22 protein-coding genes are annotated in these 26,450 nt (G+C 62.0%); 5 read left to right on the top strand and 17 right to left on the bottom strand.

Annotation, left to right across the window (positions count from 1 at the left end):
* The first annotated feature begins 131 nt into the window (after positions 1-131).
* Entirely contained in the window at positions 132-821 is a 690-nt protein-coding gene (aqpZ, locus tag ACLH0I_RS08365; RefSeq protein ID WP_250965624.1) for an aquaporin Z, read from the top strand.
* Positions 822-838: 17 nt separating this feature from the next.
* On the opposite strand, the gene ACLH0I_RS08360 is transcribed toward aqpZ, so the two are convergent.
* The 7 genes from ACLH0I_RS08360 to aceK form a co-directional block, all read right to left on the bottom strand.
* The gene (locus ACLH0I_RS08360) at positions 839-1,963 is read right to left on the bottom strand and encodes a GNAT family N-acetyltransferase (protein WP_411386767.1); all 1,125 of its coding nucleotides are present in this window, start codon (positions 1,961-1,963) and stop codon (positions 839-841) included.
* 140 nt (positions 1,964-2,103) lie between these two features.
* Positions 2,104-3,414, bottom strand: coding sequence for an OprO/OprP family phosphate-selective porin (locus ACLH0I_RS08355; RefSeq protein ID WP_053120140.1), 1,311 nt, complete (start codon positions 3,412-3,414; stop codon positions 2,104-2,106).
* Positions 3,415-3,702: 288 nt separating this feature from the next.
* Complete coding sequence (locus ACLH0I_RS08350) at positions 3,703-3,939, bottom strand: anti-sigma factor family protein (RefSeq protein ID WP_411386766.1); 237 nt, start codon at positions 3,937-3,939, stop codon at positions 3,703-3,705.
* On the bottom strand, positions 3,933-4,544 hold the full coding sequence (locus tag ACLH0I_RS08345; protein ID WP_411386765.1) for an RNA polymerase sigma factor: 612 nt from the start codon (positions 4,542-4,544) through the stop codon (positions 3,933-3,935). The genes ACLH0I_RS08350 and ACLH0I_RS08345 overlap by 7 nt, the downstream gene beginning before the upstream one ends.
* Before the next feature lie 196 nt (positions 4,545-4,740).
* Positions 4,741-5,862: a beta-ketoacyl-ACP synthase III gene (locus tag ACLH0I_RS08340; RefSeq protein ID WP_411386764.1), complete on the bottom strand. Its 1,122-nt coding sequence runs from the start codon at positions 5,860-5,862 to the stop codon at positions 4,741-4,743.
* 339 nt (positions 5,863-6,201) lie between these two features.
* On the bottom strand, positions 6,202-10,113 hold the full coding sequence (hrpA, locus tag ACLH0I_RS08335; protein ID WP_411386763.1) for an ATP-dependent RNA helicase HrpA: 3,912 nt from the start codon (positions 10,111-10,113) through the stop codon (positions 6,202-6,204).
* Positions 10,114-10,474: 361 nt separating this feature from the next.
* A complete protein-coding gene (gene aceK / locus ACLH0I_RS08330; protein WP_411386762.1) occupies positions 10,475-12,196 on the bottom strand; it encodes a bifunctional isocitrate dehydrogenase kinase/phosphatase in 1,722 nt (573 codons plus the stop codon).
* Positions 12,197-12,326: 130 nt separating this feature from the next.
* On the opposite strand from aceK, the gene ACLH0I_RS08325 reads away from it, so the two are divergent.
* On the top strand, positions 12,327-13,235 hold the full coding sequence (locus ACLH0I_RS08325) for a DMT family transporter (RefSeq protein ID WP_411386761.1): 909 nt from the start codon (positions 12,327-12,329) through the stop codon (positions 13,233-13,235).
* 103 nt (positions 13,236-13,338) lie between these two features.
* Here the strand turns inward: ACLH0I_RS08325 and ACLH0I_RS08320 are convergent, their stop codons facing one another.
* The 3 genes from ACLH0I_RS08320 to cysK all read right to left on the bottom strand — a co-directional run bounded on the left by ACLH0I_RS08320 (position 13,339) and on the right by cysK (position 16,817).
* Positions 13,339-14,202 carry a DMT family transporter gene (locus ACLH0I_RS08320; RefSeq protein ID WP_411386760.1) on the bottom strand — a complete coding sequence of 288 codons (864 nt, stop codon included), beginning with the start codon at positions 14,200-14,202 and terminating at the stop codon, positions 13,339-13,341.
* Between the two features lie 340 nt (positions 14,203-14,542).
* The gene (locus tag ACLH0I_RS08315; RefSeq protein WP_411386759.1) at positions 14,543-15,481 is read right to left on the bottom strand and encodes an aspartyl/asparaginyl beta-hydroxylase domain-containing protein; all 939 of its coding nucleotides are present in this window, start codon (positions 15,479-15,481) and stop codon (positions 14,543-14,545) included.
* A 361-nt stretch (positions 15,482-15,842) separates the two neighbouring features.
* A complete protein-coding gene (gene cysK / locus ACLH0I_RS08310) occupies positions 15,843-16,817 on the bottom strand; it encodes a cysteine synthase A (protein ID WP_411386758.1) in 975 nt (324 codons plus the stop codon).
* A 146-nt stretch (positions 16,818-16,963) separates the two neighbouring features.
* Here cysK and ACLH0I_RS08305 point away from each other — a divergent pair, with 146 nt between their 5' ends.
* The 3 genes from ACLH0I_RS08305 to ACLH0I_RS08295 all read left to right on the top strand — a co-directional run bounded on the left by ACLH0I_RS08305 (position 16,964) and on the right by ACLH0I_RS08295 (position 20,355).
* Entirely contained in the window at positions 16,964-18,040 is a 1,077-nt protein-coding gene (locus tag ACLH0I_RS08305) for a DUF748 domain-containing protein (RefSeq protein ID WP_411386757.1), read from the top strand.
* A 256-nt stretch (positions 18,041-18,296) separates the two neighbouring features.
* A complete protein-coding gene (locus ACLH0I_RS08300) occupies positions 18,297-19,142 on the top strand; it encodes an AAA family ATPase (protein ID WP_411386756.1) in 846 nt (281 codons plus the stop codon).
* Between the two features lie 34 nt (positions 19,143-19,176).
* Positions 19,177-20,355, top strand: coding sequence for a vWA domain-containing protein (locus ACLH0I_RS08295; RefSeq protein ID WP_249873728.1), 1,179 nt, complete (start codon positions 19,177-19,179; stop codon positions 20,353-20,355).
* Positions 20,356-20,458: 103 nt separating this feature from the next.
* Here the strand turns inward: ACLH0I_RS08295 and ACLH0I_RS08290 are convergent, their stop codons facing one another.
* The 7 genes from ACLH0I_RS08290 to ACLH0I_RS08260 all read right to left on the bottom strand — a co-directional run bounded on the left by ACLH0I_RS08290 (position 20,459) and on the right by ACLH0I_RS08260 (position 26,338).
* Positions 20,459-21,379, bottom strand: coding sequence for a biotin-dependent carboxyltransferase family protein (locus ACLH0I_RS08290; RefSeq protein ID WP_411386755.1), 921 nt, complete (start codon positions 21,377-21,379; stop codon positions 20,459-20,461).
* Positions 21,376-22,080: a 5-oxoprolinase subunit PxpB gene (pxpB, locus tag ACLH0I_RS08285; RefSeq protein WP_411386754.1), complete on the bottom strand. Its 705-nt coding sequence runs from the start codon at positions 22,078-22,080 to the stop codon at positions 21,376-21,378. The genes ACLH0I_RS08290 and pxpB overlap by 4 nt, the downstream gene beginning before the upstream one ends.
* Positions 22,077-22,829 carry a 5-oxoprolinase subunit PxpA gene (locus ACLH0I_RS08280; protein WP_411386753.1) on the bottom strand — a complete coding sequence of 251 codons (753 nt, stop codon included), beginning with the start codon at positions 22,827-22,829 and terminating at the stop codon, positions 22,077-22,079. Before ACLH0I_RS08280 ends, pxpB begins: the two co-directional genes overlap by 4 nt.
* Positions 22,830-22,906: 77 nt before the next feature.
* Positions 22,907-24,193, bottom strand: a complete 1,287-nt coding sequence (locus ACLH0I_RS08275; protein ID WP_411386752.1) for an MFS transporter — start codon at positions 24,191-24,193, stop codon at positions 22,907-22,909.
* Between the two features lie 283 nt (positions 24,194-24,476).
* Entirely contained in the window at positions 24,477-25,019 is a 543-nt protein-coding gene (locus ACLH0I_RS08270; RefSeq protein WP_039593345.1) for a DUF2937 family protein, read from the bottom strand.
* 12 nt (positions 25,020-25,031) lie between these two features.
* Positions 25,032-25,808: a class II glutamine amidotransferase gene (locus ACLH0I_RS08265; protein ID WP_411386751.1), complete on the bottom strand. Its 777-nt coding sequence runs from the start codon at positions 25,806-25,808 to the stop codon at positions 25,032-25,034.
* A 32-nt stretch (positions 25,809-25,840) separates the two neighbouring features.
* Positions 25,841-26,338, bottom strand: coding sequence for an MFS transporter (locus ACLH0I_RS08260; protein WP_250962775.1), 498 nt, complete (start codon positions 26,336-26,338; stop codon positions 25,841-25,843).
* Positions 26,339-26,450: the final 112 nt, after the last annotated feature.

The raw sequence follows: 26,450 nt of genomic DNA, 5'->3' as shown, positions 1-26,450 counted from the left end.
TGGCGGTTTTTTCATGCCGCTGGATTTGTCGATGAATCCTGCTGTACTCAGCCCAGGTTCTGGAGATGAACCTGTCGTAATGCTGCTGGGATGCATAACCGAATATCACGACTGTTTTTTCAAGGATGCTTATGTCTTTACTCAAACGTTCAACGACTGAGTTGTTGGGTACGTTCTGGCTGGTGCTGGGCGGCTGCGGCAGCGCGGTATTGGCCGCCTCCGGGATTGGCGTGCTGGGGGTGGCCCTGGCCTTCGGCTTGACGGTATTGACCATGGCGTTCGCCATCGGTCATATCTCGGGTTGCCATTTGAACCCGGCCGTTTCGTTGGGCTTGTACGTGGGGGGTCGGTTTCCAGCCAGGGAGCTGCCTGCCTACATCATCGCCCAAGTTATCGGCGGGGTGCTGGCCGCCGCGTTGATCTACTTCATCGCCAGCGGCAAGGAAGGTTTTGACCTGGCGGCGTCCGGCCTGGCCTCGAACGGTTACGGCGAGCATTCGCCCGGTGGATATTCGATGGCAGCCAGTTTCGTCACCGAACTGGCAATGACGGCGATGTTCATCCTGATCATCCTCGGTGCCACCGATAAACGCGCGCCGGCCGGGCTAGCACCGATTGCCATCGGCCTGGCCCTGACGCTCATTCACCTGATCTCGATCCCGGTCACCAACACATCCGTCAACCCGGCTCGCAGCACGGGTCCGGCGCTGCTTGTCGGCGGCTGGGCCATCGAGCAATTGTGGCTGTTCTGGGTGGCACCGCTGCTGGGCGCCATCATCGGTGGAGTCTCTTACCGCTGGCTGGGCCAGGAAAACCGCTGAGTCATTCCCGCAAAAAATCAGCACTGCCGATAAGGCAGTGCTGTTTTCGCTTCTTCGGCATACGCCAGCACGCCCTCCTGCTCCCTCATGAGGAAATCCGCCACTGCCGCCTTCAAGCCCGGGTGGCGCAGGTAATGCCACGAGCGAGTAATCACCGGCTCGAACCCGCGAATCAATTTGTGCTCACCCTGGGCACCGGCGTCAAAGCGCTGCAAACCGTGGGCAATCGCGTAGTCCATACCCTGATAGAAACAGGTCTCGAAATGCAGGCGGTCGAACTCCGCCAGGCAGCCCCAGTACCGCCCGTAGAAACTGTCACCGCCCACCAGGCTGAACGCCATCGCCACCGGCCGTGAACCTTGCTTGGCCAATACCACGCGAATGGCCTCGGGCATGCGCTCGGCCAGCAAACTGAAGAATGTCCGGGTCAAGTAAGGCGCCTGCCGTCGTATCGCGTAGGTATTGGCATAACAGGCGTAGACAAAATCCCACTGCGCCTCGTCCAGTTGACCGCCTTCCAGCCACTCGAACTCGATCCCCTGCCCCGCCACCTGCTCGCGCTCCTTGCGCATCTGCTTGCGCTTACGGGAACTGAGGGCATCGAGAAAATCCTGGAAGTCCCGATAACCGCGGTTTTGCCAGTGATATTGGCAGCCAATCCGCTGCAGCCAGCCTTCTTGCCCGGCGAGCGCCGCGTCGGAGAAAGCATCGGTGAAGTTGATGTGAGCGCTGGAAAGCCCTTCGATTTCCAGATAACCCGGCAGGCTGCCCAGCAACTCCAGGCCGTCCTCCACCCGCGCCGCCAATAATCGCGGCCCACTGACCGGGCTGAACGGCACCGCTGTCAGCAGCTTGGGGTAATAGTCGATGCCGGCGCGGGCGCAAGCGTCGGCCCAGCCGTGGTCGAACACGTATTCACCGTAGGAATGCCACTTGCGGTAACTGGGCAAGGCCGCCAGCAGCCGACCGTCTTCAATGTGCAGCAAATGCTCGGCTTGCCAACCGGATTGCGGGCCCAGGCTGGCGCTGTCTTCCAATGTGCTCAGGAAGGCGTGGCGCAGGAAAGGCTGGTTGACGGGCACCAACGCATCCCACTCCAGAGGCGCGATGGCGGACAGGCTGTCCAAGACGTGAAGCGGCATACGGTTCCTCGAGAGCCAAACGATGGATGGAACGAGTATCGCCGATCCTGACCGGGCGCACATAAAAAAACCCCGCCAGGGGCGGGGTCGAAAGGAGCATTAACGGATGAAAGTGCAGCGGTGTATCAAGTCAAGACGTTTTAGAACACGTACTGGGCACGGACAACAAAACCGTCGCCATCGTCATCGCCATTGGCGTTGGTGACTTTGTCGGTCTTGGCCTTGACGTAGGCGCCGGTGATTTTCACCGCTTCGTTGGCGTACCAGTTCACGCCCAGGTTATGCACCTTGGCTTCGGCATCGCCGACTTCACGGGTTGCCGAGGCAGTGGTGATGTTGTCGTCTTCGACGGTCATGCTGTCGAAGCGGTAGAACACTTCCCAGGCGCCGATGGATTTGTTCTGAGGCTTGATGGCGTCGAACTTGCCGACTTTATAGCCACGGGACTCACCGGTGATGGTGTAGGCACCCTGGACGTAGAAGCCGTGGCCTTTGAGGTCTTCGAAAGCGTCGCTGTCAGCCTTGGTCTTGCGGGAGATGTATTCACCCTGGATCGATGCTGGACCCATGGCGAAAGCGGCTTCCAGGCCGAAGGCGGTGTCGGTGTCGTAAGAACCGGCCGGCGAGTTGTTGGCGCCGCCCAGGACCGGACGGTTACCGTTAGGACCGGCATCGTTGCCGCCCAGGGTTTCAACGCCACGCATGCCCAAGCGGGAGCGGTAACGCGCGTCGAATGCGGTGTCCGAAACGTCGCGGGAGGCCACGTTCAAACCGAAGTGCAGCACGTTGCCGGCTTCGTGCATCGGGGCGAACACGAAGCGACCGTTGGCTTGCTTGATGCTGTTGCCGTCGGTGTCGTCGGTGTCTTTGCTGAATACACCGGCCGAGGCGTAGAACGAATCAGCGAAGGTGCTGGAAGCCTGGATGCCCAGACCGTTCTGATGGCCGTTGGCCCAGTCGATCAGGTCATAGGCGGCGTTACGTTCAGGCGCGGTTACCCACTTGGAGCTGGTGGCTTTTTCCAGGCCGAAGTCGGGGTCGAAGCGACCGACTTTGATCGAAACGGGCTTGAAGCCGTTATAGGCCAGGGACGCTTCGTCGAAGTAGCCGTTGTCGGAGTCGCCGCTGTTGTGGGCGAAATCGTAGTTGATGGTGTAGGCCCAATCCGTGTACAGCACACCCGACAGCTCCAGGAAGCCACGACGGATGTAAGCCGCATCGGCCTTGTCGCCATTGTCGGTGTAGATACCGTCGAACTGGCTGTAGTCAGCCTGCAAACGACCGCCGAGCTTGAAGCTGAACTCTTTGTCAGTGGTAGCGACCTCAAGGCCGCCCTTGGTTTTGACCACGATATCGGCGCCGTCGGTGGTGACGGTGCCGGCGAAAGCCTGGGCGGTTACTGCCATTGCCAGTGCGCTGGCGGCAACACCTGCGAAGTGCTTACGGATCATCGAAGAATTCCCCTGTTGGTAGTCTATGCGTTAGAAAACACGCGGAACTGGGCCCGCTGGTGTTGGGAGGGGATCTTGGCGGCCGGTTGTGTCAGGCGAGTTGCTATCACATAAAGATTTTATGACAGCGGAACTTTTTACTTCGAATGGGAATAACCAGTTCAACCATGGAGAACCTGTGGGAGCGAGCTTGCTCGCGATAGCGGTGGTTCAGTCGGCAGTGATTTGACTGATATACCGCTATCGCGAGCAAGCTCGCTCCCACAGGGGTAGGGTGGTGTTTGGGGTTTAGCGGTGGTCTTTGCGCCGTTCGGCGGCGAGTTTCTCGGCGAGGTGATCCAGGTCGGGAATCGGTGGCTGCGGCAGTTTTTTGAGGGTCGCCTGCATCAGGCGCATCTGGCGGATGAACCGTCGGCAATTGGGGCAGAACATCAGGTGATGGCGCACCAGCAGGCGTTCACGAAAGCTCAGTTGTCCGTCGAGGTAATCGCTGGAGCGGGCCACTTGTTCCTTGCAGGTCAGCATTCGCCGGTTTCCTCGAAATGTTCAACAGTCGCGAAGACCTTCAATCGGGCGCGATGCAACAGCACGCGTACATTGGAGAGCGAGATATCCAAAAGATTACAGATTTCGTCCAACTCCAGGCCCTGTTGTTCCCGCAGGGTCAGCACGCTGCCTTGCAGTTCCGACAGGCTGAGCAAGGTGTGTTCCAGGCAATCACGTAATTCACCCTCGGTGAGCAGCGCTTCGGGCGTGTCCTGGTGCCAGGCGAACGGCGCCAGCAGCCAGTGGCCGTCAGCGGCGAAACGCTCATCGCCAAGGGTGCCGTGGGGCGCCGGAAGATCGTCGAGCAACACTTCCCGCCGGTTCTGTTTGTAACGTCCCTTGGCGGCGTTGGCCGTGATGGTCAACAGCCAGGTCTTGAGGCTGGAACGTCCTTGGAAACCATGGAGATTGCGCACCACCGACAGCCATGCGTCCTGCACCACTTCGTCGGCATGGCGGCTGCCGACGATGGCATAGGCCACGGCGCGCATCGGGCTCTGGTAGGCGCTGACCAGTTCCTTGTAGGCCTGCTGTTCACCGGCCAGGAGGCGTTGGAGCAGGAGGGTGTCGTCGGTGACTGTCATTCAACATCCCAAGATCTGCAAGACTGCGATGCTTCTGTGGCGAGGGAGCTTGCTCCCGCTCGGTTGCGCAGCAACCGCAAAATCTTGGGGCCGCTTCGCCCGAAGCGTCGGACCGGCCCAGCGGGAGCAAGCTCCCTCGCCACAAAAGCTTCCCCCACAGCAAGCGCCCTTGCCCAAAAATCTGGACCAGACCAGATCAATGCTTACGCAAAATCACGCTGCCAATCGAATAACCGGCGCCAAACGAACTGAGGACAGCGACCGAACCGCTGGGCAGGTCGTCCTGGTAGGTGTGGAATGCAATCACCGAACCGGCCGAACTGGTGTTGGCGTAGCGGTCGAGAATCACCGGGGCTTCCGCTTCGGTGGCTTCGCGCCCCAGCAGCTTGCGCACGATCAGATGGTTCATGCTCAGGTTGGCCTGGTGCAGCCAGAAACGTTTCACGTCGCCAACGCTCAACTGGTTCTCTTCCAGGTGGGCACCGATCAGTTCGGCCACCATCGGACAGACATCGCGGAACACCTTGCGGCCTTCCTGGACGAACAGTTTGTCACGGCTGCCAATGCCCTCTTCCGCAGTGCGGTTGAGGAAGCCGAAGTTGTTGCGAATGTTGTTGGAGAACTTGGTCAGCAGCTTGGTACTGACCACGTCGAACTGGTACGGCGAGGTCGCCAGGTCGGCGCGTTCGATGATCACGGCAGTGGCCGCGTCGCCGAAGATGAAGTGGCTGTCACGGTCACGGAAGTTCAGGTGGCCGGTGCACACTTCCGGGTTGACCATCAAGATCGCCCGGGCCTGGCCCAGTTGCACGCTGTTGGCCGCGGCCTGGATGCCGAAGGTTGCCGAGGAGCAGGCCACGTTCATGTCGAAACCGAACCCTTCGATGCCCAGGGCTTCCTGGACTTCGATGGCGATGGCCGGGTACGCACGCTGCAAGTTGGAACAGGCGACGATCACCCCATCAATGTCGGCGGCCGTACGACCAGCGCGCTCCAGGGCCTGTTTCGCGGCGCCGACGGCCATTTCGCAGAGCACCGACCACTCATCGTTGGAGCGCTCGGGCAGGCGTGGGGTCATGCGTTGCGGATCGAGAATACCGTCCTTGTCCATGACAAAGCGGCTCTTGATGCCGGAAGCCTTTTCGATGAACGCGGCGTTGGATTCGGTCAAGGCCTCGACTTCACCACGCTCGATGGCAGCGGCGTTATCAGCGTTGAATTGGGCGACATAGGTATTGAAAGATTGCACCAGTTCTTCGTTGGAGATGCTGTTGGCCGGGGTGTACAGGCCGGTGCCGCTGATGACGACGTTATGCATGGGTCGTGTCTCTGATCTGTTCAGGCAGAAAGTATTGGCACCGACGTACCAACACGCAAAGGGACTTTTTCCATCCGGGGAAGCAGCCCTGGCATCGCTTTATTCCGATCCGCCCGTGGCATTGAAGCTCAAAACCACGGAACCGGCATTTATAGGCGCGAAGTTTGCCATAAACGCTGGGGTTTGGCCCATTCTCCATTCACTACAACACCCAACCCTGTGGGAGCGAGCTTGCTCGCGATGGCGGTGTATTAGTCAACATCTATGCAGGCTGAACCACCGCTATCGCGAGCAAGCTAGCTCCCACAGGGCTTCACAGGGGGTTGATGGTGTGTGCCATCACCCCTCCGCCAACCCCCACTGCTTGCCCAGGCGCTTGTCGGAAATCGGCACCTTGGTGCCCAACTGCTGGGCGAACAACGACACCCGGTATTCCTCCAGCCACCAGCGGTACAGCTCCAATTGCGGGTCGCGCTTGCCTTCCTGGGCGTGTTTGCTGGCGCGGGCCTGGTATTGGGCCCAGAGGTTCGACAGTTCGCCGCTCCAGACCCGGTCCTTCTGCACTTGGCTGCCGAGCTTCTCGAAGCGTTGCTCGATGGCCTTGAGGTAACGCGGCAGTTCCTTGAGCCACTGATGCGGGGTTTCCCGCACGAAGCCTGGGTACACCAGGTGGCTGAGTTGCTGCTTGATGTCGTTCAGCGCCACGGCCTGGGCCAGGTCGATCTTGCCCTTGAAACGTTTTTGCAGGCTGTGCCAGAGCTTGAGGATGTCCAGGGTCAACTTCGCCAGGCGTTCGGCGTGCTCGGTCCAGCCGCCGCGCTTGCGCTCGGCCAGGGCGGCCAGGGCGGCGCCGTCACGGGGCAGGCTCGCCTCACCTTCGAGCACGCAGCTGTCGAGGCTGGCGAGCAGAATGTCTTCCACCAGGCCGTCGATACGGCCCAAGTCGCGGTATAGCAGGCCAAGCTCCGTCAGCCCCGGCAACTTGCCACGCAGAAACTTGGCCGACTCGGCCAATTGCTGCATCAGCAAGCGCTGCAAGGCGCGGCGATGCTGGAATTCGGCTTCGGCTGGCGTCGGGAAACGTCCCTCCTTGACCACGCCGCCCTCTTCCACCAACGCCGGGTACACCGTCATCGACAGCCCGGCGATCTTCTGTTGGGTTTTCTCCGCCACCGGCGCGAAGACCTTCGCCTCCACCGGCGCCTGGCTTTTCGCCGTTTGCGGCACGGCCAAGGCCGCCTGGCTGGCCTCGGCAAAGCGTGCCGTCAGCTCGGCCAGGTCGCGGCCTTCGCCGAGGAACTTGCCCTGGCCGTCGACGATTTCCAGGTTCATGCGCAGGTGGCTTTCGACCTGCTGGGCCGCTTCGGCCCAGGCTTCGTCACTGACCCGCGCCCCGGTCATGCGCAGCAGCTCACGGCCCAGGGCCTGCGGCAGCGAGCCCTCGGCGAAGGTGATGCGCTGCAGCGCCGCCTTGACGAAATCCGGCACCGGCACGAAGTTCTTGCGCAGGGCCTTGGGCAGGTTGCGCACCAGGGCGATGCACTTGGCCTCGATCATCCCCGGCACCAGCCATTCCAGGCGTTCCGGCGGCAGCATCGGCAGCAATGGCGCCGGAACCCGTAGCGTCACGCCGTCACGGGGATGGTTGGGCTCGAAGTGATAGCTCAGCGGCAAGGTCAGGTCACCAACGCGCAAGGTGTCGGGGTACTGCGTGGCGGTGACTTCGCTGGCTTCGCGGGCCAGCACGTCCTCCTCGCGCATGATCAGCAATTGCGGGTCTTTCTGGCTGTTGATCCGGTACCAACTGTCGAACGTCGCGGTCTGGTGGATCTCCGCCGGCAGGCGCGCGTCGTAGAACGCAAACAGGGTTTCTTCGTCGGCCAGGATGTCACGGCGACGGGCCTTGGCTTCCAGCTCGTCGAGCTGTTCCAGCAAGCGGGTATTGGCCCCCAGGCACTTGGCCTTGGACTGGATCTCCCCGCGCACCAGCGCTTCGCGGATGAACAGCTCACGGGACACCACCGGGTCCACCGGTCCGTAGTGCACCGGTCGGCGGCCGACGACGATGAGCCCGAACAGGGTGATCTGCTCATAGGCCACCACTTGCCCGCGCTTCTTCTCCCAATGGGGTTCGAAGTGGTTTTTCTTGATCAGATGCCCGGCCAGCGGCTCGATCCAGTCCGGTTCGATCTTGGCCACCATGCGCGCGTACAACTTGGTGGTTTCCACCAGTTCGGCGGTCATCAGCCACTGCGGACGCTTCTTGCCCAGGCCCGACGAGGGGTGGACCCAGAACCGCCGCTGGCGAGCGCCGAGGTAATCACCGTCCTCGGTTTTCTGGCCGATCTGGCTCAACAGCCCCGACAGCACCGCCTTGTGCAGTTTCGGGTAATCGGCCGGGTCTTTGTTGAGGCTCAACTGCATGTCGCGGCAGATCAGGCTCAACTGGCGATGGGAATCACGCCACTCGCGCAGGCGCAGGTAGTTGAGGAAGTTCTTGCGGCACCAGTTACGCAGGGGGCTGGCGGTCAGGGCCTGGCGCTGCTCTTCGAAACCGCGCCACAGGTTGACCAGCCCGGCGAAGTCCGAGTCGACATCCTTCCATTGGGCGTGGGCCTGGTCGGCCGCTTGTTGCCGTTCCGGCGGACGCTCGCGCGGGTCCTGGATCGACATGGCGCTGGCGACGATCAGCACTTCCTGGAGGCTGCCCAGCTTCGCCGCTTCCAGCAGCATGCGGCCCATGCGCGGGTCCACCGGCAGGCGCGCCAACTGCCGACCCAGCGGGGTCAGCTGACTGTTGCGGTCCACCGCCGAGAGTTCTTGCAGCAGGTTGAAACCGTCGCTGATGGCCTTGCCATCCGGCGGCTCGATGAACGGGAAATCGGTGATCTCGCCAAGGCGCAGGTGCAGCATCTGCAGGATCACCGCCGCCAGGTTGGTGCGCAGGATTTCGGGATCGGTGAATTCCGTCCGCCCAAGAAAATCTTCTTCGCTGTACAGCCGCACACAGATTCCCGGCTCGACCCGTCCGCAGCGACCCTTGCGCTGGTTGGCGCTGGCCTGGGAAATGGCCTCGATGGGCAGGCGCTGGACCTTGGCCCGATAGCTGTAGCGGCTGATGCGTGCGGTACCGCTGTCGATCACGTAGCGGATGCCCGGCACAGTGAGCGAGGTTTCGGCGACGTTGGTCGCCAACACCACGCGACGGCCCGGGTGGGACTGGAAAATCCGCTGCTGTTCGGCCGGCGACAATCGCGCATACAACGGCAAGATCTCGGTGTGCTTGAGCTGGGCCTTGCGCAGCATTTCCGCGGCGTCGCGAATCTCCCGCTCGCCCGGCAGGAACACCAGCACATCCCCGGGGCTGCGGCGCTCGCTGCGCTCGTAGGCGGCGATTTCGTCGAGGGTGGCGAGGATCGCCTGGTCGACGGTCAAGTCGTCCTCGACCCGGTTGCCCTCCTCGTCCTGCTCCAGGGTCAGCGGGCGATACCAGGTTTCCACCGGGAAGGTACGGCCCGAGACTTCGACGATCGGCGCGTCATCGAAGTGCTTGGAAAAGCGTTCCAGGTCGATGGTCGCCGACGTGATGATGACTTTCAGGTCCGGACGGCGCGGCAGCAAGGTCTTGAGGTAGCCAAGCAGGAAGTCGATGTTCAGGCTGCGTTCGTGGGCTTCGTCGACGATGATCGTGTCGTAGCGCTCGAGGTAGCGGTCATTCTGGGTCTCGGCCAGCAGGATGCCGTCGGTCATCAGCTTGATCAGGGTGTTGGCGTCGCTCTGGTCTTCGAAGCGCACCTGATAACCCACCAGCGCCCCCAACGGCGTGGCAAGTTCCTCGGCCACGCGGCTGGCGACGCTGCGGGCGGCGATCCGGCGCGGCTGGGTGTGGCCGATCAAGCCATGCTGGCCACGACCGATTTCCAGGCAGATCTTCGGCAATTGCGTGGTTTTGCCCGAGCCGGTCTCGCCCGCGATGATCAACACCTGGTGCTTGAGCAGCGCTTCCTTGATTTCGTCGCGCTTGGCGGCGATCGGCAAATTATCGTCATAGCGGATCACCGGCAGGCTCGCCTTGCGCGCCAGCACCTGATCGCACGACGCCTGCATGCGCGCCACCCACTGGGCCAGCTTGGCCTCGTCGGGCTTCTTGCGCAGCTCGAGCAACTGCCGCCGCAACCGGTGACGGTCGGCGAGCATGGCGTGGTCGAGGTTTTTCAGCAGTTTGTCGATAGCGGGGGCTTGGTCAGTCATCAGGTACGCAAGGGTCGTCGGTTTGAGCAAGGGGCGATTGTCGCAGATTTGCGGTCATTGCGCCGAGCACACAAAGCAGCCCCACCACCCTCCCACAGGAGGTTTGTGCCAAGGCTGGGCTTTTGTGGCGAGGGAGCTTGCTCCCGCTGGGGTGCGAAGCAGCCCGCAGCAGTATTCGGCACCGCGATGTGACGGACAGAACGCAGGGGCCTGCTGCGCAGTCCAGCGGGAGCAAGCTCCCTCGCCACAAAAGCCACACAAACCACAAACCACAAAGCACAGAGCACAGAGCACAGAGCACAAACTACAAGCCACAAGCCACAAGCCACAAGCCACAGTGGCTTCGTTTGCTCGCCTGGCGTTATTCGCTGTCCAGGTCCTTGCGCCGATACGGGAACACATCGATCACTTTCCCCGCCCGGATCGCGTCCTGCAGGCCTTTCCAGTAGTCAGCGTTGTACAACTCGCCGTGCAACTGGTCGAACAGCTTGCGCTGCCCGGCGTCGGCGAACAGGAACGGCGGGAACTCCTCCGGGAAGACGTCCAGCGGGCCGATGGAATACCAGGGCTCGGAAGCCATTTCGTCTTCCGGTGTACGGGGCTGGGGGATGTGGCGGAAGTTGGCTTCGGTGAGGAAGCAGATTTCATCGTAGTCGTAGAACACCACACGGCCGTGGCGGGTCACGCCGAAGTTCTTGAGCAGCATGTCGCCGGGGAAGATATTGGCCGCCGCCAGTTGCTTGATCGCCAGGCCATAGTCTTCCAGCGCCTCGCGCACCTGGTCCGGGTTGGCGTTTTCCAGATAGAGGTTCAGCGGCGTCATCCGGCGTTCGGTCCAGCAGTGGCGAATCAGCACCGTCTCGCCTTCCACCGACACCGTGGAGGGCGCCACATCCAACAGTTCCTCCAGGCAGGCCGGCTCGAATTTGCTCAGGGGAAAGCGGAAATCGGCGAACTCCTGGGTATCAGCCATGCGCCCGACCCGGTCGACGCTTTTCACCAGTCGGTATTTCTCGATCACCGTGGCCCGGTCGACGTTTTTCGACGGCGAGAAGCGGTCCTTGATGATCTTGAACACGGTGTTGAAGCCCGGCAGGGTGAACACGCTCATGACCATCCCGCGCACGCCCGGCGCCATGATGAACTGGTCGTCGGTGTTCGCCAGGTGATTGATCAGTGCCCGGTAGAACTCGGACTTGCCGTGCTTGTAGAAACCAATGGAGGTGTATAGCTCGGCGATGTGCTTGCCCGGCAGGATGCGCTTGAGGAAGCCGATGAATTCCGCCGGCACCGGCACGTCCACCATGAAGTACGAACGGGTGAACGAGAAGATGATCGACACCTGCGCCTCGTCGGTGATCAGCGCATCGATCTGGATACCCCGGCCCTCGCGGTGCAACAGCGGGATCACCAGCGGCCATTGGTCGTCGCGGGTGTAGATCCGGCCCACCAGGTAGGCGCCCTTGTTGCGATAGAGCACCGAGGAAAACAACTCCACCGTCAGCTCCGGGTCCTTGCAGACCCAGTCCGGCAGGTTCTCGCGCAACTGCGCTTCGAGGCGCTGCAGGTCCCCCGGCAAATCGGCGTAGTCCTCGCTGAAACGGTAATCGGCGAAGACGCTCTCCAGCATCCGGTCCAACTGTCCCTGGGGCTTGTAGGTGCGCGTCTGGGCGGCGCGGGCCCGGCGCAGGCTGGGCCGGGTGGTGTGGATGAACATGGTGCCGTCGCTGATCAGGTCGTGGCTGAACAGCCCGCAGAAGATCGAGTTGTACCAGGTTTCCGACAGCTCATCGTCGAAGCGCAGGTCGATCAGGCTGATGTAGGCACTTTTGACCAACGGCCAGCAGCCCACATCCATCAGGGCTTCCTCATCGAAGGCCTTGTGCAGCTTGGCGACGGTTTCGAAGACTTTTTCTTCATACAAGTTGATGCGCGCCGCCGAAGCCGCTTGGGCCTCCAGCCACTGGGCCTGCTCGAACCGGGCGCGAGCGCCATCGGTAATCTGCCGGAAATGCTCACGATAATCGTCGAAGCCGTCGAGGATCGAACGGGCGATTTCGATAGCGGGCCATGGCTGCGGCATAAGGTAAACCTCGGCGGGTCATGCTTGTTATTGGCGACTGAGCTTAGAGGCCAATCACGCGGCAACGCAACCATTGCCATCGGTATGCAAGGCGGCGACACTTGCCCCCCCATCAAGGAAGGAGTGGCTCGTGAACCTCGTCGATATCCTGCGTTTACTGTCATTGGCCGCCATCTGGGGCGCCAGTTTCCTGTTCATGCGCATTATCGCCCCCGTCATCGGCACGATTCCCACTGCCTTCTTCCGTGTGTCCATCGCCTTCGTCGGGCTGCTGGTGATCCTGGCCCTGATGCGCGTCGACTGGAATTTTCGCGGCAAGCTCAAAGTCGTGATGATGCTGGGCCTGATCAACTCGGGCATTCCGGCCACGTTCTATTCGCTGGCGGCCCAGGTGCTGCCGGCCGGTTACTCGGCAATCTTCAATGCCACCACGCCGCTGATGGGGGTGTTGATCGGCGGTTTGTTCTTCAGCGAAAAACTCACCTTGGCCAAGGTCGGCGGGGTCTTCCTCGGTCTGCTCGGCGTGGGCATCCTGACCCGCGCCGGCCCGGTGGCGTTCGACCTGCAACTGTTGATGGGCGCCCTCGCCTGCCTGCTGGCCACGACCTGCTACGGCTTTGCCGGTTTCCTCACCCGGCGCTGGCTCGATCACCAAGGTGGCCTGGACAGCCGCCTTTCGGCTCTGGGCAGCATGTTCGGCGCCACGGTGTTCTTGCTGCCGCTGTTTGGCTACAGCGTCATCAGCCAACCGCCGGCCAGTTGGGGTGGCTGGAGTGTCTGGTTGTCACTGCTGGGCCTGGGCCTGGTGTGCACCGCGCTGGCGTACATCCTTTATTTCCGTCTGCTCAGTTCCATCGGCCCGGTCAAGTCCATGACCGTGACATTCCTGATTCCGCCGTTCGGTGTGTTGTGGGGGGCGTTGTTGCTGGATGAGCCGTTGGGGATGGCGCATTTGTATGGCGGGGTGTTGATTGCGGCGGCGTTGTGGTTGGTGCTCAAGCCCGCAGCTGTTAAACCAGCTGAAGTGTCTGCCCGGTAGTACGCCATCGCGAGCAAGCTCGCTCCCACAGGGTTATACGCGGTTCTTTGTGGGAGCGAGCTTGCTCGCGATAGCGGTGGTACAGCCAGCGAACAGCTAAGGGCTAGCGGCTCTTACGAAACACAAACACCAACCCCACGATGATCAGCACCATCCCCAGCAAGCTCAGCAACGCCAGCCGGTTGCCGAACACCAGGTAGTCCATGATCGCCGTCACCGCCGGCACCAGGTAGAACAGGCTGGTGACGTTCACCAGATTGCCCCGGGCAATCAAACGGTACAGCAGCAACGTCGCCAGCACCGACACCACCAGTCCCATCCACAATACCGGCACGAAGAACCCCGTGCTGTATTCAAAATGGAACGGCTGGAACGGCACGAAGACCGCGCACAGCACCAGCCCGGCCAGGTACTGCACCGGCAGCGTGCCCAGTGGGTTGTCGGTGATGCGCTTCTGCATGATGGAGCCGGCCGTCATGCTGACCAGTGCCAGCAACCCGCACAGCATCCCCGCCAGGGACATGCCGGCCAGGCCGATGCCCTGGTACACCACCATGACCAACCCGACCAAGCCCAACACCAGGCCGAACATCCGCGACCAGGAACGTTGTCGCTCCATGAGCACCACGGTCAGGATCGGTTGCACGCCCATCAAGGTCGCCATGACCCCAGGCGTGACACTCATTTGCAGCGCCAGCAGATAAAAAATCTGGTAGGCGCCCAGCAGCACCAGACCGGTGATCACCGCGTACAGCATCGGCTTGCCGGTCTTGGGCAACTTCAACTTGAGCAACGGAATCAACAGCACCAGCGCGAACAGCGCGATGGCAAAACGGATCAGCAGAAAAGCGAAGGGTGAAGCGTGGGCCAGGCCCAGCTTGGAAAAGATCGCCCCGCTGCTCCACAGCAAAACGAACAGGCTCGTGGAAGCCGCCGCCAACAAGGCGTTTTTGGAAAGGGAAAACATGGATACCACCTGTAGTCAGGCAAAAAGCCAACTCAGCCGAAGCTGAAGTCCAGTAGTTTTTTTCAGGCGGGCACAGGGGATGGCAACCGTTGCCGATCAGCCCTGAATGCCAGCGCCCGGCGGTGATACGACGGCGTACACCGATGAGCTACGGACAGGTGGGGGGTATTGACCGATCTGCGCAGGCTGCTGGTTCCCACACGGCACGACGCCAGCGTTGAACGCTGGAACCACGACCGCGATGACAGGGGATGCAGGCATGAGCCGATCTCTTGGAGAGTGGGTTCGAAAACCCGAAGAGCGCTGACTATAACCAGCGCCCGATGGACTACGCAATGTTTTAAACGAACAACCAATAGCCAAGCGCCGTCAGCACCGCCACCGCCAACACCGGTCGCATCACCCGGTAGGCCTTGGGATGCTTGCGTTTGAACTGTTTGACCCGGCCGCTGATGCCGTCGCTGAACGACTTGCTCCAGGCATAGGCCTGGTTGATGCCACCGACGTGTTCATCGTCCAGGTTCTGTGGCGCGGTGGCACGGCCGAGGAACGCGCTGATGGTGCGGTTGAGGCGGGTCATCAGCCGACTTTTCAAGGGCCGCTCGACATCACAGAACAGGATCAGGCGGGTCTGCGGGGTTTCGTTCTTGACCCAGTGCACATAGGTTTCATCGAACATGACGTCTTCGCCGTCGCGCCAGGCATAGATCTGACCGTCGACGAAGATACGGCAGCTCTCGGAATTGGGGGTTGAGAGCCCCAGGTGATAACGCAACGAACCGGCGAAGGGGTCTCGATGAGGGTTCAGGTGGCTACCACCGGGCAGCAAGGCAAACATCGCGCCCCGGACGCTAGGGATCCGACTGACCAGTTCAACCGTCCTCGGGCACAGCAACTCAGCCGACGGCAGCGGTTTGTCGTACCACTTGAGGTAGAAGCGCTTCCAACCCTTCTTGAAGAACGAACCGAAGCCCGCATCGTTGTTCTTCTCGGCGGCTCGAATGTAGCCATCGTCGAACAAGTGCATGGCTTCGTCGCGGATGACTTGCCAGTTGTCCTTGAGCACATCCAGTTCGGGAAATTGGCTGCGATCCAGGTAAGGCCTCGAGGGCACGCCGGAGAACAGGTACATCAAGGCGTTATAGGGGGCGAACAGCGCCGAGTGGTTGACGAACTGACGCAACACCGGCAGCCGCGCCTTACCACGCAAATGCACATAAAGCGTACTGCCCAGGAACAGCAGCAACACCGAGGCCTTGGCGACAAACGAAACGGTCATTTTTTAAACTCCTTGTCCAAAAACAACTGACGCAACGCCTACTGCCCGACGTAGTCGGGGGCCATGTTAAATACCCATGGCCCGGGTAAAAACCGTCTGACGGAAGATTCTCTGTTGAGTGAAACGCAATAAACACTTTTTAACAGGCGCCACCTGAACCTTGGCTGACGCATCGAACAATCAGTCAACCTACCTGAGATCGCGAGTGCTCTTGTGGCGAGGGAGCTTGCTCCCGCTGGCGTGCGGAGCGCGCCCCCGGGATTTGGCGACCCGGGTTGAATCCGGGGCGCCTGCTGCGCAGTCGAGCGGGAGCAAGCTCCCTCGCCACACAAGCAGTGCTCGCCACCCATCCTGCCTGCGGTTACTGCTGAGTCTCCTGCTCGGTAAACAGATCGCTGAACAACATGCTCGACAAATACCGCTCGCCCGAATCCGGCAGGATCACGACGATGGTCTTGCCCTGCATTTCCGGTTTTTCCGCCAGGCGCACGGCCACGGCCATCGCCGCGCCGCAGGAGATCCCGCAGAGGATGCCCTCCTCCTGCATCAAGCGCAGGGCCATGGCCTTGGACTCGTCGTCAGTGACGCGCTCGACCAGGTCGACGATGGACAGATCGAGGTTCTTCGGCACGAACCCGGCGCCGATCCCCTGGATCTTGTGGGGGCTGGGCTTGATTTCATCCCCCGCCATCGCCTGGGTGATCACCGGCGACACCTCGGGCTCGACCGCCACCGACAGGATCGGCTTGCCACAGGTGTTCTTGATATACCGCGAAACCCCGGTAATGGTTCCGCCGGTGCCCACGCCCGCGACCAGCACGTCCACGGCGCCGTCGGTGTCGTTCCAGATTTCCGGGCCGGTGGTTTTTTCGTGGATCGCCGGGTTCGCCGGGTTATCGAACTGCTGCGGCATGAAATATTTGGACGGATCGCTGGCCAGGATCTCGGCGGCTTTTTCGATGGCGCCCTTCATGCCCTTCGCCGGCTCGGTGAGCACCAACTCCGCGCCCAGGGCCTTGAGCACCTTGCGCCGCTCGATGCTCATGGAGGCCGGCATGGTCAGCATCAGCTTGTAGCCACGGGCGGCGGCGACGAACGCCAGGCCGATCCCGGTGTTGCCCGAGGTCGGTTCGACAATGGTCATGCCCGGCTTGAGCTTGCCCGAGCTTTCAGCGTCCCAGATCATGTTTGCGCCGATCCGGCACTTGACCGAATACCCTGGGTTACGCCCCTCGATCTTGGCCAGGATGGTCACGCCGCGCGGCGCAATGCGGTTGATCTGTACCAGTGGCGTATTGCCGATGGAATGGGCGTTGTCAGCGAATATGCGGCTCATGGCTGGGTCCTTGATGGGGCGGAATTGAAGCCTTTAAAGGTATGCCTGTTGCCCATGGGCGTCCAGTTGCACCGAACGTTCCCGTTGTTGCGACAGTCAATGGCATTAGGAGGCGCTCCCCCAACAAACGCTGGAGACTGACAGACATGAAGCGTCGATACCGCTGGCCACTGTGGGTTTTCGCCACCCTCGTCGCGGTGCTGGTGGCCCTGCATTTCGCCCTGCCTTACCTGGTACGCGACTACCTGAACGATAAACTGGCCGACATGGGCGATTATCGCGGCCAGATCACTGATGTGGACCTGGCCCTGTGGCGCGGTGCCTACCGGATCAACGGCCTGGAAATCGTCAAGGTCGACGGCAAGGTCCCGGTGCCGTTCGTCAACGCCCCGCTGGTGGACCTGTCGGTGAGCTGGCACTCGCTGTGGTACGACCATGCGGTGGTGTCCGAGGTTGAGTTCACCCGCCCCGAAGTGAACTTCGTCGACGGCGGGGCCAACCGGCAGAACTCCCAGACCGGCCAGGGCACCAACTGGCGCGAGCAACTGAGCAAACTGTTGCCCATCACCTTCAACGAAGTGCGCATCCGGGAAGGCAAGGTCACCTTTCGCAACTTCAACTCCAAGCCCCCGGTCAACCTGCGGGCCACTGACGTCAACGCCAGCTTCTATAACCTGACCAACGTGGTCGACACCGAAGGCAAGCGCGACGCCCGCTTCGAAGGCAAGGCCCTGGTGGCCGAGCATGCGCCCCTGGAAATGCAGGCTACTTTCGACCCCTTGAGCGACTTCGAGGATTTCGATTTCCGCCTGCGGGCCAGGAACATCGAACTCAAGCGCCTCAACGATTTTGCCGCCGCCTATGGCAAGTTCGATTTCAATGCCGGCCACGGCGACCTGGTGATCGAGGCTGAAGCCGATAACGCCCGGCTCAGCGGCTACATCAAGCCATTGCTGCGGGATGTCGACGTATTCGACTGGCAGCAGGACGTGGAGAACCAGAACAAGAACATCTTCCGCTCGGTCTGGGAAGCGCTGGTCGGGACCGGCGAAACGGCCCTCAAGAACCAGCGCAAGAACCAGTTCGCCACCCGGGTGGAACTCAGCGGCAATGTTCACCAGCAGGACATCAGCGCCTTCGAAGCCTTCCTGCAGATACTGCGCAACGGTTTCGTCCAGGCCTTCAATGCCCGTTATGAACAGCCACCGCCTTCGCCCGATTAAGGTTTGCGGCTTTTAGTGGCGAGGGAGCTTGCTCCCGCTGGGCCGCGAAGCGGCCCTAAAAGCCTGCGAGCGCTGCGCACTCGAGCGGGAGCAAGCTCCCTCGCCACAAGACTGAGTCAACATGTGACGCCCCATTCAGAGACTGAATACAGCGTCTGCGTTCACAGTCGGCGCGGCCTCGCGTTATAGTCGGGCACGATATTTATTTCGCGCGCCCCGCCTCGCCGGGCCGGCGACACGTTCGAGGAAATTGCAGATGAAGTTCGAAGGCACCAGCGCCTACGTGGCCACCGATGACCTGAAACTGGCCGTGAACGCCGCCATCACCCTGGAGCGGCCGTTGCTGGTCAAGGGCGAACCAGGCACCGGCAAGACCATGCTGGCCGAGCAATTGGCCGAGTCCTTCGGCGCGCGCCTGATCACCTGGCACATCAAGTCCACCACCAAGGCCCACCAGGGTTTGTACGAGTACGACGCGGTCAGCCGCCTGCGGGACTCGCAGTTGGGCGTGGACAAGGTCAACGACGTGCGCAACTACCTGAAGAAGGGCAAGCTCTGGGAAGCCTTCGAGTCCGAGGAGCGGGTGATCCTGCTGATCGACGAAATCGACAAGGCCGACATCGAGTTCCCCAACGACCTGCTGCAAGAGCTCGACAAGATGGAGTTCTACGTCTACGAGACCGACGAAACCATCAAGGCCAAGCAGCGCCCGATCATCATCATTACCTCCAACAACGAAAAGGAACTGCCGGACGCCTTCCTGCGTCGCTGCTTCTTCCATTACATCGCCTTCCCCGACCGCGTCACCCTGCAGAAAATCGTCGACGTGCATTACCCGGACATCAAGAAGGACCTGGTCAGCGAAGCGCTGGACGTGTTCTTCGACGTGCGCAAGGTGCCGGGCCTGAAGAAAAAACCTTCCACCTCCGAACTGGTGGACTGGCTCAAGCTGCTGATGGCCGACAACATCGGCGAAGCGGTGCTGCGCGAGCGTGATCCGACCAAGGCCATTCCGCCGTTGGCCGGCGCCCTGGTGAAGAACGAACAGGACGTGCAACTGCTCGAGCGCCTGGCGTTCATGAGCCGTCGCGGCACCCGCTGATCCTCTTCGTTTAACAAGAGCGAGGGCGATTGCCATGCTGCTTAACCTGTTCAATGAGATGCGCGCCGCCAAGGTGCCCGTGTCGGTGCGTGAACTGCTGGACCTGATCAACGCGCTGAAACAGCGGGTGATCTTCGCTGACATGGACGAATTCTATTATCTGTCCCGGGCGATCCTGGTGAAGGACGAACGGCATTTCGACAAGTTCGACCGGGCCTTCGCCGCCTACTTCAACGGTTTGGAGAAACTCGACGATCACCTCCAGGCGCTGATTCCCGAAGACTGGTTGCGCAAGGAATTCGAGCGTTCGCTGACCGACGAGGAACGCGCGCAGATCCAGTCCCTGGGTGGCCTGGACAAGCTGATCGAAGCATTCAAGAAACGCCTGGAAGAGCAGAAGGAACGCCATGCCGGTGGCAACAAGTGGATCGGCACCGGCGGCACCAGCCCGTTCGGCTCCGGGGGTTTCAACCCCGAGGGCATTCGGGTCGGCGACGCCGGCAAGCGCCAGGGCAAGGCCGTGAAGGTCTGGGACCAGCGCGAATACAAGAACCTCGACGACCAGGTGGAATTGGGCACCCGCAACATCAAGATCGCCCTGCGTCGCCTGCGCAAGTTCGCCCGCCAGGGCGCGGCCGAAGAACTGGACATCGACGGCACCATCGACCACACCGCCCGGGACGCCGGCCTCTTGAACATCCAGATGCGCCCGGAGCGACGCAACACCGTCAAGCTGTTGCTGCTGTTCGACATCGGTGGTTCGATGGATGCCCATGTGAAAATCTGCGAAGAGCTGTTCTCGGCCTGCAAGACCGAGTTCAAGCACCTGGAGTATTTCTACTTCCACAACTTCGTCTACGAATCGGTGTGGAAGAACAACCTGCGCCGCACCTCGGAGCGCACCTCGACCCAGGATTTGCTGCACAAGTACGGTGCCGACTACAAAGTGATCTTCATCGGCGATGCCGCCATGGCGCCCTATGAAATCACCCAGGCCGGCGGCAGCGTCGAACACTGGAACGAAGAAGCCGGTTATGTGTGGATGCAGCGCTTCATGGAGAAGTACAAGAAACTCATCTGGATCAACCCGTACCCCAAGGACACCTGGGGCTATACCGCCTCGACCAACATCGTGCGCGAGTTGGTGGAGGACCGGATGTATCCGCTGACGTTGCGGGGGTTGGAGGAAGGGATGCGGTTTCTCTCCAAGTGATCTTTGGTGCCCTTCAGGGCCTCTTCGCGAGCAAGCTCGCTCCCACACTGGTTCTTCGTCACACTGAAATCCCCTGTGGGAGCGAGCTTGCTCGCGATGCTTTTCAGCTGTTCAAAAACACCTGCATACACTCCACCTGCTGCCGATGCGCAACCTCCTGCACCACCGGCCGCAACCGCACCTGCGCCCCGGGCAGGCATTGCGCCAGCCGGGCCAGGGACAGCGGCGTCAACGCACCCAGGCGTGGATAACCACCGATGGTTTGTCGATCATTGAGCAACACGATCGGCTGGCCGTCCGGCGGCACCTGCACGGCACCGAGGGGAATGCCCTCGGAAATCATCGCCGGTCCCTGATATTCCAACGCCGTGCCCAGCAAGCGCATGCCCATGCGGTCGGCGCGACTGTCCAGCGTCCACGCAGTGTTGAACGCATCGAACAGGCTGCGCCCACTGAACGCGCCATTCTGCGCACCGAGGATCAGGTCCAGCGGCTGCGCTTGCTGGAAATCCGGAATCCGCGTGTGGGGCATGGGCCGCGGCGTCGCCAAGCCCGAATAGCTCAAGTGTTCACCGCGACTCAGCGCCCGCCCCCGCCCATCCAGGCCACCGAGTTCCTCGCGCACCACCGTTGCCCGGCTGCCCAGCACCGTCGGTGCGTTGAAACCACCGGGGGCCGCCAGGTAGGCCCGGGCACCGAGCACAGGCTGGGTGAGCGCCAGGACCTGGCCTTTGCGCAAGCTGAAGAAACGCCACGATGCCACGCCCTGGCCGTCTATCCGCGCGCCCAGGTCAGCCCCGGCCAGCGCCAGCACGCAATCCTCGTCGGCCGCCACGGTAAAGCCGCCGAGGGTAATCTCCACCACCGCCGCGTCCAGGTCATTGCCCAGCATCCAATTGGCCCAGGCCATCGACAACCAATCCGCCGCGCCGCCCTGGGTCACGCCCAGGTGTCTCACGCCGAAACGGCCGGCGTCCTGCAACAGGCACAGCGGGGTGCTGGCCTCGATCAACAACCGGCTCATGCCTGGGCCTCCAACGGTGTGTCGTCGCCACCCAGGGCGATGAATTCGGCGTGATCCACAGGCGCAAAGCGCACCGTGTCCCCCGGCTGCATCAGGCTGTAGCCGTCACGCTCGCGATCGAACAGCTTGGCCGGGGTGCGCCCGATCAGGTTCCAACCGCCGGGCGAGACCACTGGATATGCCGCGGTCTGACGCTCGGCAATGCCGACGCTGCCCGCTGCCACGCGCTTGCGTGGTGTGTCGAGGCGCGGGGCGGCCAGTTCTTCGTCCACCAGCCCCATGAAGGCGAAACCAGGGGCGAAGCCCAGGGCAAACACCTGGTACTCCCGTTCGCTGTGGCGGCGGATCACCTGGGCGACCGTCAAGCCGCTGCGGCTCGCCAACAGCTCAAGCTCCGGCCCGACGCTAAGGTCGTACCACACCGGCAGCACATGGCATTGGCCGGTCGAGCGGGCATCCGGTGAAAGGTTATGCAGCGCCTCGTCGATCAAATCGCGGGCCTGGACCGGGTTCAGGGCGAGCAAATCGTAGTGCACCATCAAGGTGGTATAGGACGGCACCAGATCGATCAAACGCTCGGCAAACACCGCTCGCAGGCGCTCGCTGGCGGCGAGCATCCAGGGCATGTTGGCCTCGGCGATCTCATCGAACAGGCGCACCATCAGGCAGTCCACCGCCACCACTTCCACGCTTGGTTTCATGGCGCACTCTGCCGGTCCAGGGCTTCGCGGATGCGCTGCACGGCCGCCACGGAACTGGCGTTGTCGCCGTGCACGCACAAGGTATTGGCCATAAGGTGCAAGGCACTGCCGTCGCTGGCGGTCAATGCATCGCCACGGGCGATGGTCAGGGCTTGCCCGATGATGACCTCGGGATCGTGATGCACCGCCCTCGGTGCCTGTCGCGATACCAGGCGACCGGCACTGTCATAGGCGCGATCGGCAAAGGCCTCGAACCACAGGGTCAGGCCGTACTCGTCGCCCAGGGCCTGGGCGGCGCTGTTGTCCCGGGTCGCCATGAGCATCAGTGGCAGTTGCCGGTCATAGGCCGCGACGGCCTGGATCACGGCGCGCAGTTGCGCCGGGTTGGCCATCATGTCGTTGTACATCGCTCCATGGGGCTTGACGTAGCTGACTCGCCCGCCCTGGGCCCGGCAGATGCCGTCGAGGGCGCCGACCTGGTAGTGCAGCAAGTCCTGCAGCTCCTGGGCGCCATAGGCCATGGAACGACGGCCGAAGCCCGCCAGGTCCTGATAGGCCGGGTGCGCGCCGATCCGCACGCCGTGGCTCAGGGCCAGGCTGACGGTCTTGCGCATGATGCTCGGGTCGCCCGCATGGAAGCCGCAGGCGATGTTGGCGCAATCGATGAAGGGCATCACCTCGGCGTCCAGACCCATGGTCCAGTTGCCGAAGCTTTCGCCGATGTCGCAGTTCAGTAGCAGGCGGTTCACGGTGAACGCTCCTGTAGGTTTTTTCTTCTTTGACTGTGGGGCCAAGCCATGGAGCCCAGGCCCCCACAGGGTATCAGTTACTCGGCTTCCAACTGCTTGCCTTGGGTTTCCGGCAGGCTCAGGGCCGCGAGGATCACCACGCCGTAGGACACCGCCGCGAAGGCGCCGATACCCACGCTCAGCGGCACCTTCTGGCTCAAGATACCGATCAACAGCGGGAACAATGCCGCCACCGCCCGGCCAATGTTGTAGCAAAAGCCCTGGCCCGAACCGCGGATGCGCGTAGGAAACAGCTCGGTGAGGAACGAGCCCATGCCGCTGAACATCCCGGAAGCGAAAAAGCCCAGGGGAAAGCCCAACCACAGCATCACGTTATTGCTCACCGGCATCTGGGTGTACAGCAGGACGATGGTGAACGAGCCGACAGCGTACAGGACGAAGTTCTTCTTTCGTCCCAGGATGTCCGACAGATACGCGCTGATGACATAGCCCACGTAGGAGCCGACGATCACCATCGCCAGGTAGCCACCGGTGCTCAATACACTCAAGCCCCGTTCATTCTTGAGGAACGTCGGCAGCCAGGACGTGATGGCGTAGTAGCCGCCCAGGGCACCGGTGGTCAGCAGCGAGGCACGCAGGGTGGTGAAGAGGATGCCAGGGGCAAAAATCTCGTAGAACTTCGCGGGATTTTCCGGCGTCAGGCGGGCCTTGGTCTGGTTATAGACTTCCGGGTCCTTGACCAGCCGGCGGACGAAAATCACGAACACCGCCGGCACGATGCCGAGGATGAACAGTGCGCGCCAGGCATCTTCCGGCGGCAACACCGAGAACAGCAGCGCATACAGAATCGCCGTCATGCCCCAGCCCAGGGCCCAACCCGATTGCACCATGCCCACCGCCTTGCCGCGGTCCTTCGCACGGATCACCTCGCCCATCAACACCGCACCGGCGGTCCATTCGCCGCCGAAGCCGAAGCCCATCAAGGTGCGGGCGATCAACAGCTGCTCATAGTTCTGGGCAAAGCCGCACAGGAAGGTGAAGAACGCGAACCACAGCACCGTCAGTTGCAAGGTGCGCACCCGACCGATCCGGTCCGAGAGAATACCCGCCACCCAGCCGCCAATGGCCGACGCGATCAAGGTGCTGGTGTGGATCAGGCCTGCCTGGCCGGTGGTGATGCCCCACATCGCGATCAGGGTCGGCACCACGAAACTGAGCATCTGGGTGTCCATGCCGTCCAGGGCGTAACCGATCTTGCAGCTCCAGAAGGTGCGACGTTCCTGCTGGTTGATGTTGCGATACCAATCGAACGGGCCAGAACGGGCCTGGGGTTGGGGGACGCCGAGCGTGTCGGGTGCACTCATGGTGGTTCTCCACGGTTTTATTGTTGTGAGTCTCGACGACGCTGACGTGGAGACCGTTGCCCCGATTCTTGAGCGCACGGCCGATCCCGTCCAACGAATAAAACCTTGGTTGGGTCATAAGAAAAATTTGATTGGGCAGCACATCACCCGCAAAGGCAGACCGCTTTTGTGGCGAGGGAGCTTGCTCCCGTTCGAGTGCGTAGCGCTCGCAAAATCTTGGGGCCGCTGCGCGCCCCAGCGGGAGCAAGCTCCCTCGCCACAGGAAGCTCACTGAACCATCGAGTCAGAGCCCGCGCAGGTCACGCTCTTCGATCGGCCGGCCCTGGCGCAGGCGCTTGCCGCCCAGCACCACCCAGTCGATCAGGCGGAACAGGCATTCCAGGCCGAACGACAGCAACATCGCGCCGCTGATGCCCCAGATCATCGCTTCGGGGGTCAGCAGGATCTGGTAGCTGTAGCCGTTCCAGGTTTCCTTGCGGATGTCCGGATCGGCGGCCAGCGCCACTTGCAGCAGGCGGATGTACCACGGGCCTTGCATCGCCTGGAATTGCTTGTCCAAGGCCTGCTGGCGCACGAGCAAGGTGTTCAGGCTGTCGGCATCGCTGCGAAAGATCGGGTCTTCGCTGGCGCGGTAATGGGCCACCAGCGCCTGCATGTCGCCCTTGAAAAACTGGTTGGCGGTGCCCTGGAAACCTTGCAGGCCGGTCTGCGCCTCGATCAGGTGAGCCTCGACCCGCTTGGCGTAATCATTGATGAACCCTGGCACCTGGACCCCAACCAACAGGCCCACCGCGAACAACACCAGCCGTAGATAACTGAGCAACATAGCGTGACGTCCTTATTCGGTCCGGCCCTGGCTGACGCATTCGCCGCGTCGCCACAGGCTCCATTGGCCCGGTTCGTAGCGGGTCCAGGTTTCGTTTTCGGTCAAGGGTTCGGTGGCGATCACCGTGACCACGTCGTTGGGTGTGGTTTCCGCCTGGAAATCGACAATCACGTCCACATCCTTGAGCCGCGCCGGGCCGAACGGCGCGCGACGGGTGATCTGGGCCAGTTTGGTCGAGCAATAGCAGAACAGCCAGTCGCCATCGCTGAGCAGGCAATTGAACACGCCTTTGCTGCGGTATTCGGTGCAGGCCTCGATCAACGACGGCAGCAACTGTTCCACTTCCACCGGTTCGGGGAAGGCCTGGCGCACGCGGTTGAGCAGATCGCAGAAAGCCGCTTCGCTGTCGGTGTCGCCCACCGGGCGGTAGAAGCTTGCGCCCGGCTGGAAATCGGCGAGCTGGCCGTTGTGGGCGAAACACCAGTTGCGGCCCCACAACTCACGCACGAACGGATGGGTGTTGGACAGGCAGACCTTGCCGACGTTGGCCTGGCGGATGTGCCCGATCACCACTTCGCTCTTGATCGGATAACGCTGCACCAGGTTCGCCACTTCCGATTCGCTGCTGGCGGCCGGGTCCTGGAACAGGCGCAGGCCACGGCCCTCGTAGAAGGCGATGCCCCAGCCGTCCCGGTGCGGCCCGGTCTTGCCGCCGCGCTGCATCAGCCCGGTGAAGCTGAACACGATGTCGGTCGGCACATTGGCGCTCATGCCCAGTAACTCACACATGCTCGAACTCTCGCTTCAAGGGGCAGGCCTGCTTACAGGCGCGGTTCGATACGCGAACGCTGGGGGTTGCTCGGCACGGGTGGGCGACCGTAACGGTCATCCCCGGCCACGCCGAATGGTGGTTCGTCCTCCGGCTCATCGGCCGCGGCGGCGGCTTTGGCGGCGGCAGCCCGTTCCTTGCGCGCGTTGGCGGCCCGCTCGATGGGGAAGCGGATCAGCACGATCACCAGGTAGAGGCCGAAGGCGATCATGCCGTACATGAGCAGGTCGGACGCCGCCCGCCAGGCGTTGTTGCCGACCTTGAACAAGATGTCCAGGGCGACAATGGCCAAGGCCGGGGCAACCTTGTCCTTCACCGGGTCGACGACGGTGGGGCTGAACAGCAACACCGCCATCAGCAAGCGCAGCGGTTCACGCAACCAGCGCCACATCCAGCGCGTCATGCGCATCCACACCAGCAGGCAGCCCAGGGCGGCGAAGGCGTAGAGGCCCCAGGCGATCAGATAGTCATTCTCGGTCATGGTGTCCATGGCAAGGCAGGCAAAGAGGCGCTTATAGTAACGGCTTTTCGCGCGTCAGGCTGCCCCGGCGTCTGGCGAATGGCCTGGGCGGTGGGTTCTGTCCAGGCCGCGTGTCCCTTTT

Origin of the sequence: Pseudomonas sp. MPB03 (assembly GCF_046605385.1) — a bacterium.
GTDB lineage: Bacteria > Pseudomonadota > Gammaproteobacteria > Pseudomonadales > Pseudomonadaceae > Aquipseudomonas > Aquipseudomonas zanjanensis.
This window is presented reverse-complemented; position numbering and strand designations above follow the sequence as displayed.

Coding starts and splice junctions, on each gene's coding strand:
- pxpB (WP_411386754.1), bottom strand. CDS start 22,080: ATGAAACCAAGCGTGGAAGTGGTGGCGGTGGACTGCCTGATGGTGCGC.
- aqpZ (WP_250965624.1), top strand. CDS start 132: ATGTCTTTACTCAAACGTTCAACGACTGAGTTGTTGGGTACGTTCTGG.
- aceK (WP_411386762.1), bottom strand. CDS start 12,196: ATGCCGCAGCCATGGCCCGCTATCGAAATCGCCCGTTCGATCCTCGAC.
- ACLH0I_RS08345 (WP_411386765.1), bottom strand. CDS start 4,544: ATGACAGTCACCGACGACACCCTCCTGCTCCAACGCCTCCTGGCCGGT.
- ACLH0I_RS08340 (WP_411386764.1), bottom strand. CDS start 5,862: ATGCATAACGTCGTCATCAGCGGCACCGGCCTGTACACCCCGGCCAAC.
- ACLH0I_RS08305 (WP_411386757.1), top strand. CDS start 16,964: ATGAAGCGTCGATACCGCTGGCCACTGTGGGTTTTCGCCACCCTCGTC.
- ACLH0I_RS08265 (WP_411386751.1), bottom strand. CDS start 25,808: ATGTGTGAGTTACTGGGCATGAGCGCCAATGTGCCGACCGACATCGTG.
- ACLH0I_RS08270 (WP_039593345.1), bottom strand. CDS start 25,019: ATGTTGCTCAGTTATCTACGGCTGGTGTTGTTCGCGGTGGGCCTGTTG.
- ACLH0I_RS08320 (WP_411386760.1), bottom strand. CDS start 14,202: ATGTTTTCCCTTTCCAAAAACGCCTTGTTGGCGGCGGCTTCCACGAGC.
- ACLH0I_RS08355 (WP_053120140.1), bottom strand. CDS start 3,414: ATGATCCGTAAGCACTTCGCAGGTGTTGCCGCCAGCGCACTGGCAATG.
- ACLH0I_RS08300 (WP_411386756.1), top strand. CDS start 18,297: ATGAAGTTCGAAGGCACCAGCGCCTACGTGGCCACCGATGACCTGAAA.
- ACLH0I_RS08350 (WP_411386766.1), bottom strand. CDS start 3,939: ATGCTGACCTGCAAGGAACAAGTGGCCCGCTCCAGCGATTACCTCGAC.
- ACLH0I_RS08360 (WP_411386767.1), bottom strand. CDS start 1,963: ATGCCGCTTCACGTCTTGGACAGCCTGTCCGCCATCGCGCCTCTGGAG.
- hrpA (WP_411386763.1), bottom strand. CDS start 10,113: ATGACTGACCAAGCCCCCGCTATCGACAAACTGCTGAAAAACCTCGAC.
- ACLH0I_RS08315 (WP_411386759.1), bottom strand. CDS start 15,481: ATGACCGTTTCGTTTGTCGCCAAGGCCTCGGTGTTGCTGCTGTTCCTG.
- ACLH0I_RS08260 (WP_250962775.1), bottom strand. CDS start 26,338: ATGGACACCATGACCGAGAATGACTATCTGATCGCCTGGGGCCTCTAC.
- cysK (WP_411386758.1), bottom strand. CDS start 16,817: ATGAGCCGCATATTCGCTGACAACGCCCATTCCATCGGCAATACGCCA.
- ACLH0I_RS08295 (WP_249873728.1), top strand. CDS start 19,177: ATGCTGCTTAACCTGTTCAATGAGATGCGCGCCGCCAAGGTGCCCGTG.
- ACLH0I_RS08275 (WP_411386752.1), bottom strand. CDS start 24,193: ATGAGTGCACCCGACACGCTCGGCGTCCCCCAACCCCAGGCCCGTTCT.
- ACLH0I_RS08290 (WP_411386755.1), bottom strand. CDS start 21,379: ATGAGCCGGTTGTTGATCGAGGCCAGCACCCCGCTGTGCCTGTTGCAG.